This window comes from Paenibacillus sp. S150 (assembly GCF_019352175.1).
In the GTDB taxonomy this organism is placed as follows: domain Bacteria; phylum Bacillota; class Bacilli; order Paenibacillales; family Paenibacillaceae; genus Paenibacillus_AQ.
Genome location: NZ_JACBYI010000012.1, coordinates 75,328 through 92,705 on the forward strand (window position 1 = coordinate 75,328; position 17,378 = coordinate 92,705).

The 17,378-nt window shown below is 53.8% G+C and carries 14 protein-coding genes; 4 read left to right on the top strand and 10 right to left on the bottom strand.

The window, feature by feature from the left end; translation table 11 throughout:
* The first annotated feature begins 20 nt into the window (after positions 1–20).
* Positions 21–251 (top strand): hypothetical protein, encoded by a 231-nt coding sequence (locus tag HYD27_RS13495; RefSeq protein WP_219215922.1) that lies wholly within the window; start codon positions 21–23, stop codon positions 249–251.
* Positions 252–270: 19 nt separating this feature from the next.
* On the opposite strand, the gene HYD27_RS13500 is transcribed toward HYD27_RS13495, so the two are convergent.
* From HYD27_RS13500 to HYD27_RS13520, 5 genes are all read right to left on the bottom strand, one after another.
* A complete protein-coding gene (locus tag HYD27_RS13500; RefSeq protein WP_219215923.1) occupies positions 271–450 on the bottom strand; it encodes a Beta-galactosidase C-terminal domain in 180 nt (59 codons plus the stop codon).
* Between the two features lie 91 nt (positions 451–541).
* Positions 542–709 (bottom strand): beta-galactosidase, encoded by a 168-nt coding sequence (locus tag HYD27_RS13505; RefSeq protein ID WP_228745117.1) that lies wholly within the window; start codon positions 707–709, stop codon positions 542–544.
* 127 nt (positions 710–836) lie between these two features.
* A complete protein-coding gene (locus HYD27_RS13510) occupies positions 837–2,144 on the bottom strand; it encodes an ABC transporter substrate-binding protein (protein ID WP_219215925.1) in 1,308 nt (435 codons plus the stop codon).
* 58 nt (positions 2,145–2,202) lie between these two features.
* Positions 2,203–3,036 carry a carbohydrate ABC transporter permease gene (locus HYD27_RS13515; protein WP_219215927.1) on the bottom strand — a complete coding sequence of 278 codons (834 nt, stop codon included), beginning with the start codon at positions 3,034–3,036 and terminating at the stop codon, positions 2,203–2,205.
* Positions 3,036–3,917 (bottom strand): carbohydrate ABC transporter permease, encoded by an 882-nt coding sequence (locus HYD27_RS13520; protein WP_219215929.1) that lies wholly within the window; start codon positions 3,915–3,917, stop codon positions 3,036–3,038. Before HYD27_RS13520 ends, HYD27_RS13515 begins: the two co-directional genes overlap by 1 nt.
* Before the next feature lie 133 nt (positions 3,918–4,050).
* On the opposite strand from HYD27_RS13520, the gene HYD27_RS13525 reads away from it, so the two are divergent.
* A complete protein-coding gene (locus HYD27_RS13525) occupies positions 4,051–5,883 on the top strand; it encodes a sensor histidine kinase (protein WP_219215930.1) in 1,833 nt (610 codons plus the stop codon).
* Positions 5,880–7,511: a response regulator gene (locus HYD27_RS13530; RefSeq protein WP_219215933.1), complete on the top strand. Its 1,632-nt coding sequence runs from the start codon at positions 5,880–5,882 to the stop codon at positions 7,509–7,511. The genes HYD27_RS13525 and HYD27_RS13530 overlap by 4 nt, the downstream gene beginning before the upstream one ends.
* Here the strand turns inward: HYD27_RS13530 and HYD27_RS13535 are convergent, their stop codons facing one another.
* Together HYD27_RS13535 and yicI are read right to left on the bottom strand one after the other, a co-directional pair.
* The gene (locus HYD27_RS13535) at positions 7,512–8,678 is read right to left on the bottom strand and encodes an SGNH/GDSL hydrolase family protein (protein WP_219215935.1); all 1,167 of its coding nucleotides are present in this window, start codon (positions 8,676–8,678) and stop codon (positions 7,512–7,514) included.
* Between the two features lie 267 nt (positions 8,679–8,945).
* A complete protein-coding gene (yicI, locus tag HYD27_RS13540; RefSeq protein ID WP_219215936.1) occupies positions 8,946–11,267 on the bottom strand; it encodes an alpha-xylosidase in 2,322 nt (773 codons plus the stop codon).
* 127 nt (positions 11,268–11,394) lie between these two features.
* Here yicI and HYD27_RS13545 point away from each other — a divergent pair, with 127 nt between their 5' ends.
* The gene (locus HYD27_RS13545) at positions 11,395–12,312 is read left to right on the top strand and encodes an AraC family transcriptional regulator (protein ID WP_219215938.1); all 918 of its coding nucleotides are present in this window, start codon (positions 11,395–11,397) and stop codon (positions 12,310–12,312) included.
* Between the two features lie 811 nt (positions 12,313–13,123).
* Here HYD27_RS13545 and HYD27_RS13550 read toward each other — a convergent pair.
* From HYD27_RS13550 to HYD27_RS13560, 3 genes are read right to left on the bottom strand one after another with little or no spacing between them, the layout of a single operon-like run.
* Entirely contained in the window at positions 13,124–15,250 is a 2,127-nt protein-coding gene (locus HYD27_RS13550) for a class I SAM-dependent methyltransferase (RefSeq protein ID WP_219215940.1), read from the bottom strand.
* Positions 15,251–15,280: 30 nt separating this feature from the next.
* Positions 15,281–16,156, bottom strand: a complete 876-nt coding sequence (locus tag HYD27_RS13555) for a radical SAM/SPASM domain-containing protein (protein WP_219215942.1) — start codon at positions 16,154–16,156, stop codon at positions 15,281–15,283.
* A gap of 41 nt (positions 16,157–16,197) precedes the next feature.
* Positions 16,198–17,184: a Gfo/Idh/MocA family protein gene (locus HYD27_RS13560; RefSeq protein WP_219215944.1), complete on the bottom strand. Its 987-nt coding sequence runs from the start codon at positions 17,182–17,184 to the stop codon at positions 16,198–16,200.
* Positions 17,185–17,378 lie beyond the last annotated feature (194 nt).

Sequence of the window (17,378 nt, forward strand, 5' to 3'; positions counted from 1 at the left end):
ACCTTTAAGGAGTGAGAGCAATGGAAAACAAACGTTGGAGCTTCAAGGCGCCCGGAGAGACGGACGGTAAAGAAGTGGTTGTCGACCCGAACGAAATCAGAAGCGTCTATGACCTGCTGGATATCCTTCGGAATGACGGGCTTCAATCCCGGAAGAAGAAACAGACTGCAGCAGTGACGACCCGGACAAAGGCCGTGCTGCTTCCCTTTGCCTCCCGCATGCCGGCAAAAAGACGCCATCCTTCCGCCTGAGTCCAGGTTCCGGCAAGCTTCAGCTTACAATCTCCAGAACCTCTACGCCGCACGGTTCAAGCTCAAGCAGACCGGAGTGCAAGCTGCCGGTAAGAGCGCTGCGGCAGTGCTTGTCCAGCTCTATGGTCCGGGCGGTCCGGCTGAGATTCAGCAGAAACAGCAGCTCCCCCGCCTCTCCCGAGCGGGTGAACGCCTGCACGCCGTCCGGCAGGCCCGGGAACAGGGCAAGCCTTGGTCAGCCAGCGCGGCGGCGTAGCTGTAGGCGTCCCGATGACAACCTGCAGGCCATATTAATGGAACAGGTCCATAGCCTTGTCCAGCCAGCCGAATTGATAATCCCCTTCCGAGGGCTCCAGCCGGCTCCTGGCAAACTCCGCCACCCGCACTACTTTGACGCCGCTTTTCTGCATCAGCTTTACATCCGGCTCCCACAGCATATCACAGGCCTTATATTTCAAAAAAGGACGCCCTGTCTCCCATCAATGATGAGAAGACAGGCGTCCTTTTCGCAAATCCGCTTTTCCAAAAAAAAGCATGGTCCTTATTGGACTCTCTATATAGCGTATAGCGTTGAAGGTTATCCGCTTATTTCTTCAGCTTGTCCCAGGCTGCCTGCATATTTTTTTCCCAGCCGGCTTCGTCGGTTTTACCGGCGATCAGCTCCTGGATCACGCTTGCGAATTCTTGAGTCACCCCATCAGGGAACTTGGAGGATTGCAGGCCGTATACTTTGCCCTCCTGCACGTAATTCCACACATCCGCTCCCAGTGCTCCGATATCTTCAGGAGTAGCTTCAATCGTCGATAAGGCAGGAATAAACTTCCACTCTTTAACAATGTATTCTTTGCCCATATCGGAGGTGACCAGCCAGTTCAAGAAGGTTTTCGCTTCTTCTTTGGAAGCGGAATCTTTGTTTACCACCAGATTGGCAGGAATACCGACCGTCAGTTTATCGTTCTTCTCTGCATCATCATTGATCGGCATAGGGAACATACCGATGTTCATGCCGGGAGTAATGTTGTCCACAAGCGTTTGTGCCCAGTTGCCTTCCTGCATCATAGCCGTTTCACCATTGGCGAACAATGCCAGGTGAGTGTTGGCATCCGTAGTCAATGGATTTTTCTGGCCGTAGTCCACGGTCAATTGAAGCAGGTTGCTCCAGTCCTTGAACACAGGATTGCCTACGATAGTAGAAGTGCCCGCGTTGAGGCCGCTGATGAACTCATCAACATTATCCTGCTGCGCAAAAGCTACGCTGATGCCCTGATTGCCCAGCAGCCACCATTCCTGATAAGCGTTGCCGAAAGGTGTAACGTCAATTGCCTGCAGCTTTTTGGCCGCTTCTTCAAGCTCGGTGATGGTTTTTGGAGTTTCTGTAATACCGGCTTTGGCGAAGAGGTCTTTGTTATATACATAACCGATGCCTTCAAGGTTCATTGGCATGCCGTAGGTTTTGCCGTCTTTGGTCATGGGTTCTGCCGCCATAGGAATCAGATCCTTAACCCAAGGCTGATCGGACAGGTCTTCCAGCTTGTCTGCCCACAGTTCCATTTCGGCATATCCGCCATTGGAGAAAATATCAGGCGCATCGCCGGAGGCAAATTTGGTTTTCAGCGCTGCACCATAGTCTGCACCGCCGCCAACGGTTTGAATATCCAGCTTGATGTTAGGATATTCTTTTTCGAATTCAACCTTCAGTTCATTCAGGCCTTCAACGATTTCGGTTTTGAACTGAAAAATTTTAACCGTTTTCACTTCGCCGGAAGTGTTGCCAGCGCTTCCATTTGATGCATTATTTGATGCGGTATTATTGGAATTCCCGCCACATGCCGCAAGCACGACTGTCATTAGCATTACGGATGACAGCATCAGTGCAGAACGCTTCTTCATCATTCTAATTTCCCCCTTGGATAATTTAACTGCTGTTATATTTGGAACGGGGGCCCGGTGGTTAACCCTTCACCGAGCCGGCCGCTATTCCCTCAACAATGTAACGCTGCATGAACAGATAGAAAATAACGATTGGAGCAACCCCGAGTGTCAGCGCCGGAAGCGCCATATCCCATTGCTTCGTATATTGCCCGAAGAACGAGAAGGTAGCCAGCGGAATGGTACGCAGCCCGGGCGCCTGAAGAATCAGCGACGGCAGCAGGTAGTCATTCCAAATGCCCAGTGCATTAAGGACGATAATCGTCATAAGCATCGGCTTCAGCAGAGGAAGCACAATCCGGAAGAATGCCGAAATCGGATTGCAGCCGTCAACCGTTGCCGCCTCTTCAATCTCCAGAGGCACCGACTTGATGAAGCCGTGGAACAGGAAGATCGCCATCGGAATGCTCAGCCCCAGATTGGAGATGATCAGACCGGCAAAGGAGTTATTGACCCCCAATATATTAACGACCTTCAGGATCGGAATCATAATGGTCTGAAACGGAACCACCATCGCCGCCACGAACAGCAGCAGCAGCACCTGATTGAACCGCGTATTGGCGCGGACCATGCGGTAAGCAGCCATGGCGCTGAACAGCGAGATCAGGACCACAGAGATTATGGTGACAATCAGCGAATTGCGGAAAGCTTCGGAGAAGCGGGCCAATTTCCACGCATTGGAATAGTTCGACCACATGAATTCCTGCGGCCAGCTCGCCGCGTTGCTTAGAATTTCACCGAAGGATTTCACCGAGTTCGCCAGCAGGAAATAGAAAGGAGAAAGGAACAGCAGGGCCAGCAGAATCATGAGCACTTCTATACCGATGTTCCATCTGCCTTTTGACTTTGCGTTCATTAAGCTTCCACCTCCTTGCTCTTCGTAACACGGACCTGAATGACGGTGATAATGGCTACAATCAGGAAGAACAGCAGCGCCTTGGCCGTACCCAGACCGTAACGGTTGTTCAGGAAGGCTTCATTGTAAATGTTCATGGCTACGGATTCCGTAGATTTGAACGGTCCGCCTTTGGTCAGGGAGAGGTTCAGGTCGAACATTTTGAAGGACCAGGAAATCGCCAGGAACAAACCAATCGTAACCGCAGGCATAATCAAAGGAACGATAATGTTGCGGAGCACCTGCATCCGGGATGCCCCGTCAATCTCTGCCGCTTCCAGCACCTCTTTGGATACATTGCTGAGCGAAGCGATGTAGATAACCATCAGATAACCTGAAGACTGCCAGACAAAAACCATCACAATCGCCCAGAAGCCGGTGGTTGCGTCCCCGAGCCACGGAAGATTAAAAAAGGACCAGCCGGTGAGATCGCCCATCGTGGCGAAACCCTTGATGAAGATGAACTGCCAAATAAACCCCAGCAGCAATCCCCCGATAACATTCGGCATGAAGAAAATGGTACGGAGCATGTTGCGTGTTTTCAAAGGTTTCGTCAGCAGGTAGGCCAGAAAAAAGCCCACTACATTGGTCAAAACAACCCCCAGCACCGTAAATCTTACGGTGAACCAGAAGGATGACCAGAAATCCGGATCATTTGTAAATATCGCTCTAAAGTTATCAATGCCAACCCAGCTTACATTCCCCGAAACGCCGTTCCAGTCGGTGAAGGAATAATACATCCCCATTAGAAATGGAATGATCGTAATCAGGGAAAAAAACAATAATGCCGGACCAACGAAAAAAGTCTGTTGACCAAATTGGGACAACTTCGAACCGCGCATTCACCCGTCCCCCTTTCTTTTACTCACTCACTTGTTTATGATCTAAACATATTATCTGTTTTTTGAAGGACCGCTCACACCTACTCAGGTGATCTTTCAGGTGTAAAATATTGATCGGATGTGACAAGAATCGATGAAATGGAACAGTATCCGCACCAAGCTGATTGTATTTTTACTCCTTCCAACCCTGATTTGTATTATGGCTACGATGTTTATCAGTTATTCCTATACGACGCAGTCTCTGAGAACGCGGGCTGTGGATGAGAATAAGAATCTGCTGTACCAGGGCTACAAAAATATAGACAGTCTCATTCAGGAGGTGAACCGGCTGTCCCTGGTGGTCTACTCGGACTCGGACTTTTACCGGCTGCTTGAAGCCGGATACGATGATATGTCGGCCAATATCCAAATCTACTCCTCGCTGAATTATATATTGACCTCTATGCCTGATATCTCTCAGGTCTATTTGTACGGGGTCAAGGACAGCAAAGCCACACTTGTCACCCAAAACACCACGCCAAAGCGCTGGCAGGGCATTCCGCCCTACATGGACTCCCGGATCGCGGAAACCTATCCCGTATCTGTCCAGAGCACGCATATCAGCAACAGCTACGGGCTGAATTCGCCGATCCCGCAGCTGACCTCGGAGCCGGTCTTCACCCTGCACAGAAGGATTGAACAAATCCCTTCCACCGAGGCGCTGGGCTATCTCTCCATTGATGTGAAGCTCACCGCCTTTACGGATATCATGAACCAGCTGTACGAGCGGGATAAGGAGAACATCTATCTTGTGGATGACAGCGGCACCCTGGTATACAGTCATGACGAGGCGGATTTGGGCAAACCGCTGAACGCTTCCTGGTATGACAGGCAAATCGCGGCCAGCGGGCTGACGCAGGGTTATTTTGAAGAGGAAGGGGCCGTGTTTATCTATCAGAGGATTGAGAGCCCTGGGCTAAAATGGACGCTGGTGAAGCAAATCCCCGTCTCCTACCTGTTCCGTGAAGCCAAAGAAGCCGCCGGAATCAATATCCTGCTCCTGGTGCTGCTGATGATTATGATCATTGCGCTGACGGTTCTGATCTCCTTCCGGATCACAGCGCCCATCAAGCAGCTGACCAGGTATATGAATCAGGTGCAGACCGGTAACCTGGAGATCGACATCAGGCCCGCCGGCAAGGATGAGATCGGCCTTGTGACCGAACGCTTCCGCAGCATGATGGATACGATCAACAACCTGATTCTGCGGGAATACCGGCTGGAGCTGTCGAATAAGACCAATGAGCTAAGGGCGCTGCAGTCGCAGATTAATCCCCATTTCCTGAACAACACGCTGCAGATTATCGGTACACTCGCTCTGGAGCTGAAGGTGCCGCAAATCTATGCCCTGCTCTCGGCACTCGCCAAGATGATGCGCTACAGCATGTACAATGATGAGAAGATTGTGACGGTACAAAATGAGCTGGATCACGTCCGGGCCTATATCGAGCTGCAAAAAGAACGTTTTGAAAATAAGTTCACTTTCCGCTACGATATGGAAGAATCGCTGCTGAACGCGCTGATGCCCAAAATGATCCTGCAGCCGATCGTGGAAAATTACTTCAAGCATGGCTTCAATCTCGCCCGTGCGGACGGCCTGATTGAAATCACGGCGGCACGGCTGGCTTCCGGGCGGATGGAAATCATCATCCGGAACAATGGCAGCTCCATTCCTGCGGCGCGGCTGGAGGCCCTGCAGCAGGAGCTTCAGCATCCCGGCCGGCTGGATATTGACTCCATGAAGAGCATGGACAGCAAAGACAGCAAGCGGGATGCTCCGGGCGCCCGGATCGGCTTGCCCAATGTGCTCGCCCGGCTCAGGCTCGTCTGCGGGGACAGCGCTGTGCTGACCGTGGATAATCAGAAGGAAGGCGGAGTGGCAGTCAGGTTGGACTTTGAAATTGTAGTGGAGAGTGAAGCCATATGAAGGCGCTGATTGTAGACGACGAGGCAAGAGTACGCAAGGCGGTTAGGCTGCTGGTCGACTGGGACGCCCATCAAATCGGGGAAATTCTGGAGGCCGGGAACGGCAACGAAGCCATCCGGCTAATCCGCAGGGAGAAGCCGGCCCTGGTCATCATGGATATGATGATGGAATCAGGCAACGGGCTTGAGCTGATGACCTGGGTTAACGAATTTGCCGGAAATACCAAATTCATTGTGGTCAGCGGCCATAATGATTTTGATTTTGTCCGCCAAACCGTCCGCCACGGCGGCATTGACTATATTCTTAAGCCGATTGAGCCGGAGATGATTAATAATGCAGTGTCCAAAGCGGTTGCCGCCTGGCGGTCTGAGGAAGAAGAGCGCAGCCACCGGCAGAGGCAAAGCATCCGGCTGAACGAAATCAAACCCATTTATGGGGAAAAGCTGCTGTCTGCGCTGATCGATGATCCGATCAATGCCGAAGCTTCGCTGCGCAGGCTTTGGGATGACGGGATCATCCCGCGCAGCGCCGAAGTCTCGCGGCTGATTCTGGTGCAGACCGATCCCGGCAATAACCCGCTGATCAAACGGTTCGGCGGAGACAGCGAGCTGCTGTATTACGCCATCGTCAACATCTGCAATGAATTTCTGCAGCAGCAGAGCAAGGGAATTGCCTTCCGGTATTGGGGCGGACCGCCGGAAATCGCGATTATCCTGTGGGATGTCCAGGAATCCATAGTCGGGCTGATCAACCGGATTAACCAGGGAATATACCTTACGCTGCAGTTCCGGATGCATTTTGGCATCAGCTCTGCTGGCCCTCTGCCCGGCGGGCTGCCCGCTGAACGCACAGAAGCCGCCGAAGCCCTGCTCCGGCGGAATCTGTTAAGACATGAGGATTATTGCCATTTCGCTTCATCTGCTGAAGCTGCGGATACCGGAAGCGGGCCGCCGATGATCTTTGCCGACGTGCAGGAGGAATGGAGAATGGCCGTGATCAGCGGCAATCCGGAGGCGCTGTCGGCCGCGGCGCAGCATTGGACAGGAGAGCTTAGCCGCCGGGGCGCCGTCACACCCGAGATGCTGAACTCCTGGAAAGCCGACGCCCTGCTGTTCCGTTCCCGGCTGGCAAGGGAGGCCTTGGGCGGACAGGCGGACAGCGCTCTGGCGGAGCTGGAGCGGACGGACGCACTGAACCCGGCTCCGCTGCCGGGCGGCTATTCCTTTTCTTTATTTGCCTGGCGCGACTGGTCGCTGGACATGATGCGGCGCCTGTCACAGGAGCTTGCAGCCAGGCAGGCGAAGGAGCGCAACCCGCTCACGGATATTGTTAAATATATTGAACAGAACTACCAGTCCGACCTGTCGCTGCAGGAAGTGGCCGGCAAATTCTATGTCAGCCGCGAGTACATTTCACGCAAATTCAAGCAGGAATACGGCATCAATTTCTCCGATTACATCGGTGTTGTCCGAATCGACAAGGCCAAGCTGCTGCTGCAGAATCCCAACCTGAAGCTGTCGCAAATCTCGGAGATGGTCGGCTTTCATGATGTCAAATATTTCAGCAAGGTGTTCAAGAAGCAGGTGGGCAGCTCTCCCAAGGATTACCGGACCCGGATTAACCCCTGATTAATACCATTTCAGAAAAGCCTCCGCCACCGCCTTGCCGGCGGTGCCGTTGGGATGGGGATCATCGCTGTTGCTCATATATTCCGGACGGACTCTATGGTCCGCCGGAGCAGGCATTGCCAATACGGCCGCGATATCAAATACGCGGCTGACCCCGGCCGGGGGAGCTGCGAGAATCGCCGCATTCACACTCCGCCAGGCATCCTCCCGCTCGCCCGCGAAATTAAACGGCGGCACGGTGCCGAGGATAATCTTCACCTCCGGGTTAGCTTCTCTGATCAAGGAAATGATCCGCGCAATATCCTCAAGCAATTCAGCAGCGGAGCGCTTGCCGATATCGAGATCGTTCACACCCAGCACAATCAGCACCTCATCGCCCTGTTTGGCCTTGTTCAGCCAGGAACCGCCGGTTGCCGCATCATAGGCGCGGGCCCAGCCTGAACCGATATTCCACAGCCCGTATCCGGTTCCAAGCCCCTCGGCAATACGCGCAGCCCAGTAGGAGTATTCATCCTTTGCTGTCCGTACCCCCTGGGTGATTGAATCTCCCAGGAACACGAGCTTTTTATCCACTTTTTTCTTATAGCCGATATAGCCGGGCAGCACCAGGAGCTTGTCCGATACGCTGAAGGAACGGGACGTTTCCTGCCCGGCGAGATTCCCCGGTGCGTCGTAGGCAGAGACAAGCATCCCCTCGACATTGTACGGGATTGTTTTCCCCGCAGAAGCCGTTCTAAGCGTCCAGGTAAAAGCCAAATAGTGTCCCTCCGGCAAATCCAGCACTGCTTCATCGGTCCAGAAGGCCTCCCCCGGGAGCACCTCCTTCCCTGTTTCTCCTGAGAAGGTCACGGCCACCTGCGTGCCTGGTGTCACAGTGCCGTCCGGTTCCAGCCCTCCGTCGGCAATATAGGCGGCCTCGATGCCCCATGCTCCTCCCGGCTCGCCCGCGCTCGCTTCAAGCCCCAGATCCCAAGTCGAATCCACCGCATTGCTGTGCCAGAATTTCAGGGTCAGGCTGCCATTCTCCCGCAGCCGGATATACGTCCGGTAGGTGTGGATGAACGGCTCCTGCCGGTTCATGATATAATTGGCGGCTGTGGACAGCGCCGTAGCCGGGCTGTACTCAGACTGGCTGTACACTCCGGCATGGTTCTCTTGATTGTGCATAGTGAAGCAGCTCCTTCGTTCATGCGAATCTGTAAACAATCACAGTATACGGACATTACCGGCATAAAACTAATACGAATCAGCCGACATATAACACAATTCTGATCTTGGGGAGGGGTGAACAGCAGCAATGCCGGCTGTGCTTCCAAGAAAGAGTGGCCGGCAAAAACCTCCCCGGACGGCATGGAAGCCTTCGCAGCCATGGCCTTACAGGGAGGTTTTTGTCATTCATTCATTCATTTAATTATTGGGCAGCGTTCCTTGATCTTATTTCAATGTAATGGTGAACGATACGGATTTGGCTCCGGCATTCACCTTCACTGTTGTATCATCGGCTTGCTCGGCTCCGTCTACGGAAGCTACAGTGCCCAGGTCCTTCACCGCCAGGGTGAATGCCTTTCCGCTGCCTTCTGCGGCAACGGAAATGGTGCCGCCTCTACGTTCAGCCTTCACAGTCAGCTCAGGCGCACCTTTAATGCCGCGGACGGTTGCCGCAGTTGCCGCACCGTCTTCCAGCGAATACAGACTGAATTTCACGCCATCGGCAAAATCATAATCCGGACGGGTATCTACACTGCCTGTTGCCAGCAGCGAGTTCTGGCGCACGAACAGCGGCAGGCTGAAGAAATCATGCGTTTCCTTGCGCCATGATCCGCCCTGCACGGTTTCACCGCTAAGCAGATGTGTCCAGCGGCCGGCCGGCAGGTAGTACTTCACTTCGCCATTCTCCTGGAAGATTGGAGCCACCAGCAGCTTGTCGCCAAGCATGTATTGGCGGTCGAGCACTTCGCAGGTCGGATCTTCCGGGAATTCCATGACCATCGCACGCATCGAAGCCCAGCCCTGCTCATGCGCCTGTCCGGCCACATCGTACAGGTAAGGCATCAGGCTGCATTTGAGCTTGGTGAAGAAGCGGGTAACATCCACAGCTTCGTCATCGTATGCCCAGGGCACACGGTACGAGGTGCTGCCGTGCAGGCGGCTGTGGCTGGACAGGAGGCCGAAGGCCAGCCAGCGTTTGAAGACATGCGCCGGGGCGGTATTTTCGAAGCCGCCGATGTCATGGCTCCAGAAGCCAAAGCCCGAAAGGCCCAGGGACAAGCCGCCGCGGAGGCTTTCTGCCATGGATTCATAGTCAGCGTAGCAGTCGCCGCCCCAGTGTACCGGGAACTGCTGCCCTCCGGCCGTAGCCGAACGGGCGAAGACCGCCGCTTCATTTTTGCCGAGCTTCTCTTCCAGGACATCAAAGACCACTTTGTTGTACATTTGAGTGTAGTAGTTGTGCATTTTCTGCGGATCGGAGCCGTCAAAGTACACGACATCGGTTGGAATCCTTTCGCCGAAGTCGGTCTTGAAGCTGTCTACGCCCATATCCACCAGCTTGCGGAGGTAACCGGCATACCATTCGCAGGCCGCAGGGTTCGTGAAGTCCACGAGTCCCATGCCCGCTTGCCACAGGTCGGTTTGATACACGTCGCCGCTCGGTTTTTTGATCAGATAGCCGTTCTTCTTCCCTTCTTCAAACAGCGGTGAACGCTGTCCGATATAAGAGTTGATCCAGACGCAGATTTTCAGGCCTTTTTCCTTCAGGCGTTTCAGCATGCCAACCGGGTCCGGGAATACGCGCTCATCCCACTGGAAGTCGGTCCATTGGTACTCGCGCATCCAGAAGCAGTCGAAGTGGAATACATGCAGCGGCAGATCGCGCTCAGCCATGCCTTCTACGAAGGAATTCACGGTTGCTTCATCGTAGTCGGTGGTGAACGAGGTCGTCAGCCACAGACCGAAGGTCCATGCAGGTGGAAGTGCAGGCTTGCCGGTAAGCGAAGTATATTTGCTGATGACCTCTTTAATCGTAGGTCCTTCTATAACGAAATATTCAAGGCTCTCTCCGGCTACGCTGAATTGGGCTTTTTTCACTTTTTCCGAAGCGATTTCGTACGAAACCAGCTCAGGCTGGTTCACAAATACTCCGTAGCCCCTGCTTGTTACATAGAACGGAATGTTCTTGTACGCCTGCTCGGAGCTGGTGCCGCCGTCCTTGTTCCAGATATCAACGACTTGTCCGTTCTTCACAAAAGCCGTGAAGCGTTCGCCGAGGCCATAGACAAATTCGCCCACGCCGATATCCAGCTCTTCACGCATGAACGTGCTGCCGTCCTGGTCGGTAATGTAGGCCATCGATTTGAAACCGCTGCCGGTAATGCGCTCGTCGCCCCGGTAAAAGTCTACGGACCATTGAGCGCCTTTGTTGATGACTACACGAAGTCCGCCGCTGATCAGCACGGTTTGTGCTTCGGTTTCTTCAATCTGTACATGATCGCCGGTTCCCTTGGTCAATTCAAAGGCCGGACCGCGGCCGATGACACCGTCATTATGAATGATCTTGACGCCTACCACACCCGGAAGCGGGGAATGGAATTTTACGGTAAGCAGCGTGGAGTTCAGCGTTGCTGCGCGTCCGGTAATCGGAGTTGTCTGCGTAATGGCTGTCAGACCCTCGGAGGTTTTTTCTACCACATAGTTTTGAACTGCACCGTTGATGTTGATTCCGTCGCGAACCAGCCAGAGGCCGTCTGTAAATTTCATGTGTGCACTTGCCACCCTTCAATTTGGTGTTTATAGTTGCATTATAACGATAACAAATAGACAAAACTAATAAAATATAGCTTATTTATAACACTATTCTGATGTTTTTCCGAAAAGGAGGACCAATATGGACCGCACCTCGCAGCGCCTGCTGAAGGAAGACCGTGTACACGGTGATGTTATGTTTCCGCTTGCCGCTTACTGGATTGAGCTTCCGGCCGGAACCCATGTCCTGGATACGCACTGGCATGACGAAGCCGAGTTCTTCCTGCTGCTGGAAGGCGAAATCCTGTTTCAGGTGGACACCGACTATTTCCCGCTTCGCGCAGGCGAAGCTGTATTCATTGAATCCGGCGATATCCATGCCGCCTATGTGCTGAAGGAAGGCCCCTGCCGCTTCTGCGCCCTGGTCTTTCATCCCGATCTGCTGGCCAGCGCACAGTATGACACCATCCAGCAAACGGTGATTCTGCCCCTTCTGGAGAAACGCCAGAGCTTTCCGCGCCTGCTCTCGCCGGATATCCCCTGGCAGCTGGAGCTGCTCCGCCATCTGGAGCGCATGATGGAAGCATATGATAATAAAATGCCCGGATTCGAATCCTTTATGAAGGGAACTTTGCTCATCATGCTCTCGCAGATCGCCGCCCCGGGCCGCTCGGTCAACCACAGCCAATCGGAGAGCGCCGATACGACCAAGATCAACCGGCTCAAAAAGGTCATTGTCTATATCCAGGACAACTATCAGGAGCCGATCCGCACCCGCGATCTCTCCGAGCTGATTCCGATGAGCGAAGGCCAGTTCTGCCGCTTCTTCAAGGCAATGACACGCAAAACACCGGTCGATTATATCAACTCCTACCGCATCCGCCAGGCCGCAGACCTGCTGCAGCAGACCGAACGCAAAATCTCCGACATCGCCCTGGAGGTCGGCTTCGACAACGTCAGCTATTTCATCAAAGTGTTCCGCAAGGCGATGAAATGCTCCCCTTCGGAATTCCGCAAGGGACAGGGGCAGGTATCCGCACAGGGGCAGCTGTATCCTTAAGCTCAAAGCCCGCCCGTGGCGGCCATCCTGTGCGGGCTTAATTCACCCGAACCCTTACTTTCAACTCTGAAAAGCAGCATTTCCCGGCAAGCAACACCCCGCTTGCCAAGACGTTTACACAGTCAACTCATGCACACCAACTGACAGTAACAAGTTCAACTACTGATAAATGCAACTCTATAAATTGAACTTAAAAACATCAAGAAAAAGGAAGAATGGCGGAAGGGAAATTGGGAACTGCAGTAGTGGAAGCGTCCGCCTTTGTCTGCGGATTTCCACCGCGGACAGCGGTATTGAACAAGAAATCTGCAGACGGTCAGCGGCCGGAAGTCCAAACATTCTCTGGAGTCACGACCGAACCTGAACTATAACAATCACAAGTTCAATCTATATATTGATAAATCCAACCACTAACAAGTGCAACTACTGATAAGTGAACCACTAACAAGTGCAACTAAGTGCATACACTGCCAACTGGATGATACTTCGCCCTGGTTGCACATCCTTCACATTAACATTAACGGCCCCATTCAGCTAAGTGGAAAAAGGATCACTAATTTCGCACTATTTGCTCTGTTACCAGAATGAAGTGGAAAAAGTAAACCTAATTCCGCGCTAACAGCCCTTTCAGGCCATAAGCAGCCGAATTAAGTGTACAAATTCCCACTAAGCCTTGTCACAGCTCCATCAGGGCACCATTAAGTGGAGAAAATCCCACTAATCCGGCGCCCCGCCATCCATTGATAGGATAAGTTTTATCCATGTGCAGCGCAGTTGTCCGGCTACTGGAAGGGAAGCTGCCCCTGCCTCATCATCCTTCCTTCCGGATCACAATAAAACAGGTGCTGTCCGGCAGCGGCACCTCACGGCCGTCCTCATCCATGATGATGATCCGGTCCTGAAGCGCCTCCGTATAGCCTTCCTGCAAATAATGGCGGAAGACCTCAATCCTCGCCTGCCCGCCCAGCGTCTGCTCAATGAAAGACTTGTACTGCGAAGGAGTGAAGTAGCCGAACTGCTCCTGAACCTCATGGATATAGGCTTCCTCTCCCCACGTATAGGTATACAGAAACTCCATGGCATCGTTCACCGGCAGCAGCACCTCGTGCTCATTCACCCGCTCAACCTGAATGTCCCGTCCGGCAAAATCCTTGGCATAGCGCTCCAGCGCCGCCATCCCGTCTGTCTCCAGAAAGCGCACACGGCGCCGCTGCTCCGGCGGTTCGCTCATAATTCCGTCGCGGATAATGATTACGCCGCCATCCGCCAGCACCTCCAAGCTGCTCACCAGTGCCGCAGCCACAGTTGCATGATTGAACTTTTTGCCGTTAAGCGGAACATAGGAATACAGCTCATGCAGAATCGAAGAGAAGATCACCGTATCCACCGTGCCCGGCTCCACAAAGTCCTTCAGATTCAGCGCGTCGCCCTGCAGCACCTCCCAGCGCCGGCCCTCCCGCTGCTTCTTCTGGCGCAGCGCCTCCACAACATTGCTGGAAATATCAATGCCCACCGGAATCACGCCCGGCATCCGTTCCTCAATCAGGTCCAGCAGCACACCGCCTCCGGGGCCGATATCCAGCACCTTCCGGCCGGTCACATACTCCAGAATGACCGCTTTATAGTCTGCCGTGCCATTCATTTGGCTTAAATACGTATCCTCATTATGGAACCGGTCAAAGGCATCCCGGCGCAGCTCGAACAGATCGAACAGCAGCAGCACTGCCCGCTCATACAGCGCCGACTTTTCGGCCTCTATGCAGAACTCAATCAGCTTCTCTGCCGCCGGGGAGAACTCAAAATTGAAAAACAGCGTATCCGGCAAATGCTCCTCCCGCCGCAGCCGGTGAATCAGATGCGGATTGCCAGGAGGAGTGCTGCCATTCAGAATATCCTCCCAGGCCAGGCCGGACAGATATTTCTCAATAATCCGCTTCTTGTACACATTGATCTTCTTGGCGCCCTTGTAGTCGTAATAGATGCTGTTCATTACTGCCTCGTAGCTGATATGGTTCAAGCTGGACAGCTTGCTGCCGCAGGCTGTAAGCGCCATGACCTTCAGGAATTGCTCCAGCGAAAAGGTCTGCAGCGCAGACTCCACATACCAGAACGTAACCGGCTGCATAGGCTCCAGAACATCGGGATTGAAGCCTTCCTGCAACAGGGCGTCCCACTCGGTATCATAATCCTCGCCCCCGGCAATCGCTCCTGCCCGCATTCTCCGCAGGCGCTCCTTCATCGGCACTTCAGCATGCAAATCTCCCGAAGAGATCAAGGCTATCAGCTTCATCACCTGAGGGCGAACCTCCTGCCACAGCTCAGGGGATACCGCGGAAATGATGCAGTGGTTCAGCGCGAACAGCAGCCGCTCCAGCTCATCGGCGGTAAGCAGCCCTTCCTCCACCATCCGGGGCAGCGGACGATTCACGGATGGAGGCACCTCGCCGCGAATCTGCTGGCCGATCAGACCGTGTGTTTCAATCAGCCGATGCACAATCACCCGTTTCTCAGCCTCTGCCCCGTCCGCTTTCAACCCCGGAGCAGACTCCGGATCATGCTCTTCCTCCCCTATTCCGCCTGTATGGCGCAAATAAAGCTGGGCAGAGCCGATATTGTGGGCAAAAATATTAATGCCCTCCGCCTGCCATTGCCGGCGCTGGCGCAGGGTTCCGCCCTTTGCCGTCTCTGACCACACCAGCGTTTCCTCCACCAGCTCCTTGACCCAGTAGGACAACGGCAGACTGTCCAGCAGGCGCAGGCTCCGCTCCACATAATCCAGCACCGGATTTATGTACTCCAGCTCATGCAGTGAGGCTACGCGCTCCAGATTGACTATGGTTTCTTCCGCTTGAACAATATAATCCAGCCAGGGAAAATGCCCGCCGGACAGCTTCCCGGTCTCACGGCAGGCTTCAATGGCTTGCAGGGATTTCAGCATACGTTATTGCCTCCTAATATAACATCCGATCTACGTTCCGAACCGCTGCCTGTACCCGCATTTGCGGCACAGCTCCTCCACCGCTTCCCGGCGGGAGAAGCCATTGAACAGATTGTTCGCGCGCTCGCCCTCCACAATCTCGGCGAACGGCTTCTCATGAATATTGCCGAGGTTGATCACCCCTTCGCCATCGAGGCAGCACGGCACCACCGTGCCGTCGACAAGCACCGCCGCCTGGCTGCGCAGCGCGTGGCAGAAGCCTTTGCCCTCATCCTCCGGCTCGTGCAGGGCAGGCCATTTGAACTCGTGGTCCTGGTTCAAATACACCCGCGGCGCAATCTTCACACCGCTGCCGGGCACGACCTTCTCTTCAATCCTGAAGTCCAGATTGAAGGCTTCCTCCAGCAGAGCCAGCGTCTCGCGGTTGCGGCTCTTCTCCAGATTTGTCCGGTTGTCCTCGGCCAGATTCCACAGCCGGAAGGAAACAATAACCCCTTGTGCAGACACCTCGCGCACAAAAGAAATAATCTCCGACACATATCCCTCGCGGTTCTCCGAGCCTGCATGGCCGTCGAAGCTGTGCAGCGAGAAGTTCATCTGCCGCAGCGCCGGCTTGCCGAGCAGCTTCGGCCCCGCCTTGTGAATGAGAGTTCCATTGGTCGTAATGTTCACCTTGAACCCCTTGGCGTGGGCGGCATCCAGCAGCCCGCCGAGCTTCGGATGCAGCAGCGGCTCGCCTTTGACATGGAGGTAGATATGATTGCTGTGCGGCTTGATCTCGTCGAGGATTATATTGAAGGTGTCCAGCTTCATGAAATTTTTCTGCCGTTCGGTGGGCGGGCAGAAGCTGCAGGCCAGGTTGCAGACGCTTGTAATCTCGATGTACACCTTTTTAAATGTTTTCAAGTTCCGCCCCCCCCATTTCCACGTTCATCCGCGGACTTCCGCTACAGGTCCGATGCATAGCGGAGGCCGATTTGCGCTCTGGCTTCCTCCATGACCTCGGCGACTGCAAGCGAATTGGCGTGGCTGTTGACGCTGCTCTCAAGTTGTCCGCTTTGGATCAGGCTGATGAATTCTTCTACCTCATAATACATAGGCTCAAATACCTGCGGCAATGTAAGCTCCTCAACCGTGCCGTCACGGTAATAAATTTTGACCTGATAGGGCTGGTTGATCTTGTCGATGACCATTGTGCCGTTCTCGCCCTGAATCTCGGCAGGCAGGTATGAGTCTGCTATCTTGGAATACATCACCACGGCATCCATATCGGAATACCGCATTACGATGCTGCCTTCGCCGTCCACACCTGAAGCGAGCAGCACGCCCACAGCCTGCACGGTTTCCGGTTTGCCGAACAGCGCCACCAGCGGATACAGACAATAGATGCCAAGATCCATTAACGAGCCATTGGAGTACGCCGGATTAAAAGCATTAAGCACCGTTCCCTGGCGGTAGGCATCATATCTCGATGAGTATTGACAATAGCCGGCGAAATAACGGCGCACCTGGCCCAGCTTATACAGGTTGTCCCTGATCACGCCGAAATTGGGCATAAAGGTCGATTTCATCGCTTCCATGAACAGCACGCCATTCTTCCGCGCCGCCTCAAGCATCGCCCGCAGCTCCGCGCTGTTGGAGGCCGCAGGCTTTTCACAGATGACATGCTTCCCATGGTTCAAGCATATTAGCGCCTGCCCAGCGTGCATTGAATTGGGACTGGCGATATATACGGCATCCACTTCACCGCTGGTCACCATCTCTTCAAGGTTAGTATATATGGATGCGCCTGCGTATTTGGCGGCAAAGTCGCGCCCCTTCTCCTCTGTACGGGAGTATACGGCAGTAAGGATAAATTCCTCGTTCTCAAGACCCGCCTGGATGAAGCGGTCTGTAATCCAGTTGGTGCCTACGACCCCGAATCGAATAGTCATGAATGATCCCGTCCTTTTTTTAAATATACAAGCCGTTTCGGCTGGTCATACTGATCTTTATCTGCTATTTTCTCATCCCGGAATAGGTATGTCTACTTTTCGAAAGGAATTTACGACAAATTCCGCCAGTTCGCATTTGTGAAAAAAAGCACCGCCGGACCACATGAGAAAACCCTGTCCTTGGTAGGAACAGG

Bases quoted from the DNA above. Each gene is read 5' to 3' on its own strand.
- HYD27_RS13495 (WP_219215922.1), top strand. From the start codon at position 21: ATGGAAAACAAACGTTGGAGCTTCAAGGCGCCCGGAGAGACGGACGGT.
- HYD27_RS13510 (WP_219215925.1), bottom strand. From the start codon at position 2,144: ATGATGAAGAAGCGTTCTGCACTGATGCTGTCATCCGTAATGCTAATG.
- HYD27_RS13515 (WP_219215927.1), bottom strand. From the start codon at position 3,036: ATGAACGCAAAGTCAAAAGGCAGATGGAACATCGGTATAGAAGTGCTC.
- HYD27_RS13520 (WP_219215929.1), bottom strand. From the start codon at position 3,917: ATGCGCGGTTCGAAGTTGTCCCAATTTGGTCAACAGACTTTTTTCGTT.
- HYD27_RS13525 (WP_219215930.1), top strand. From the start codon at position 4,051: ATGAAATGGAACAGTATCCGCACCAAGCTGATTGTATTTTTACTCCTT.
- HYD27_RS13530 (WP_219215933.1), top strand. From the start codon at position 5,880: ATGAAGGCGCTGATTGTAGACGACGAGGCAAGAGTACGCAAGGCGGTT.
- HYD27_RS13535 (WP_219215935.1), bottom strand. From the start codon at position 8,678: ATGCACAATCAAGAGAACCATGCCGGAGTGTACAGCCAGTCTGAGTAC.
- yicI (WP_219215936.1), bottom strand. From the start codon at position 11,267: ATGAAATTTACAGACGGCCTCTGGCTGGTTCGCGACGGAATCAACATC.
- HYD27_RS13545 (WP_219215938.1), top strand. From the start codon at position 11,395: ATGGACCGCACCTCGCAGCGCCTGCTGAAGGAAGACCGTGTACACGGT.
- HYD27_RS13550 (WP_219215940.1), bottom strand. From the start codon at position 15,250: ATGCTGAAATCCCTGCAAGCCATTGAAGCCTGCCGTGAGACCGGGAAG.
- HYD27_RS13560 (WP_219215944.1), bottom strand. From the start codon at position 17,184: ATGACTATTCGATTCGGGGTCGTAGGCACCAACTGGATTACAGACCGC.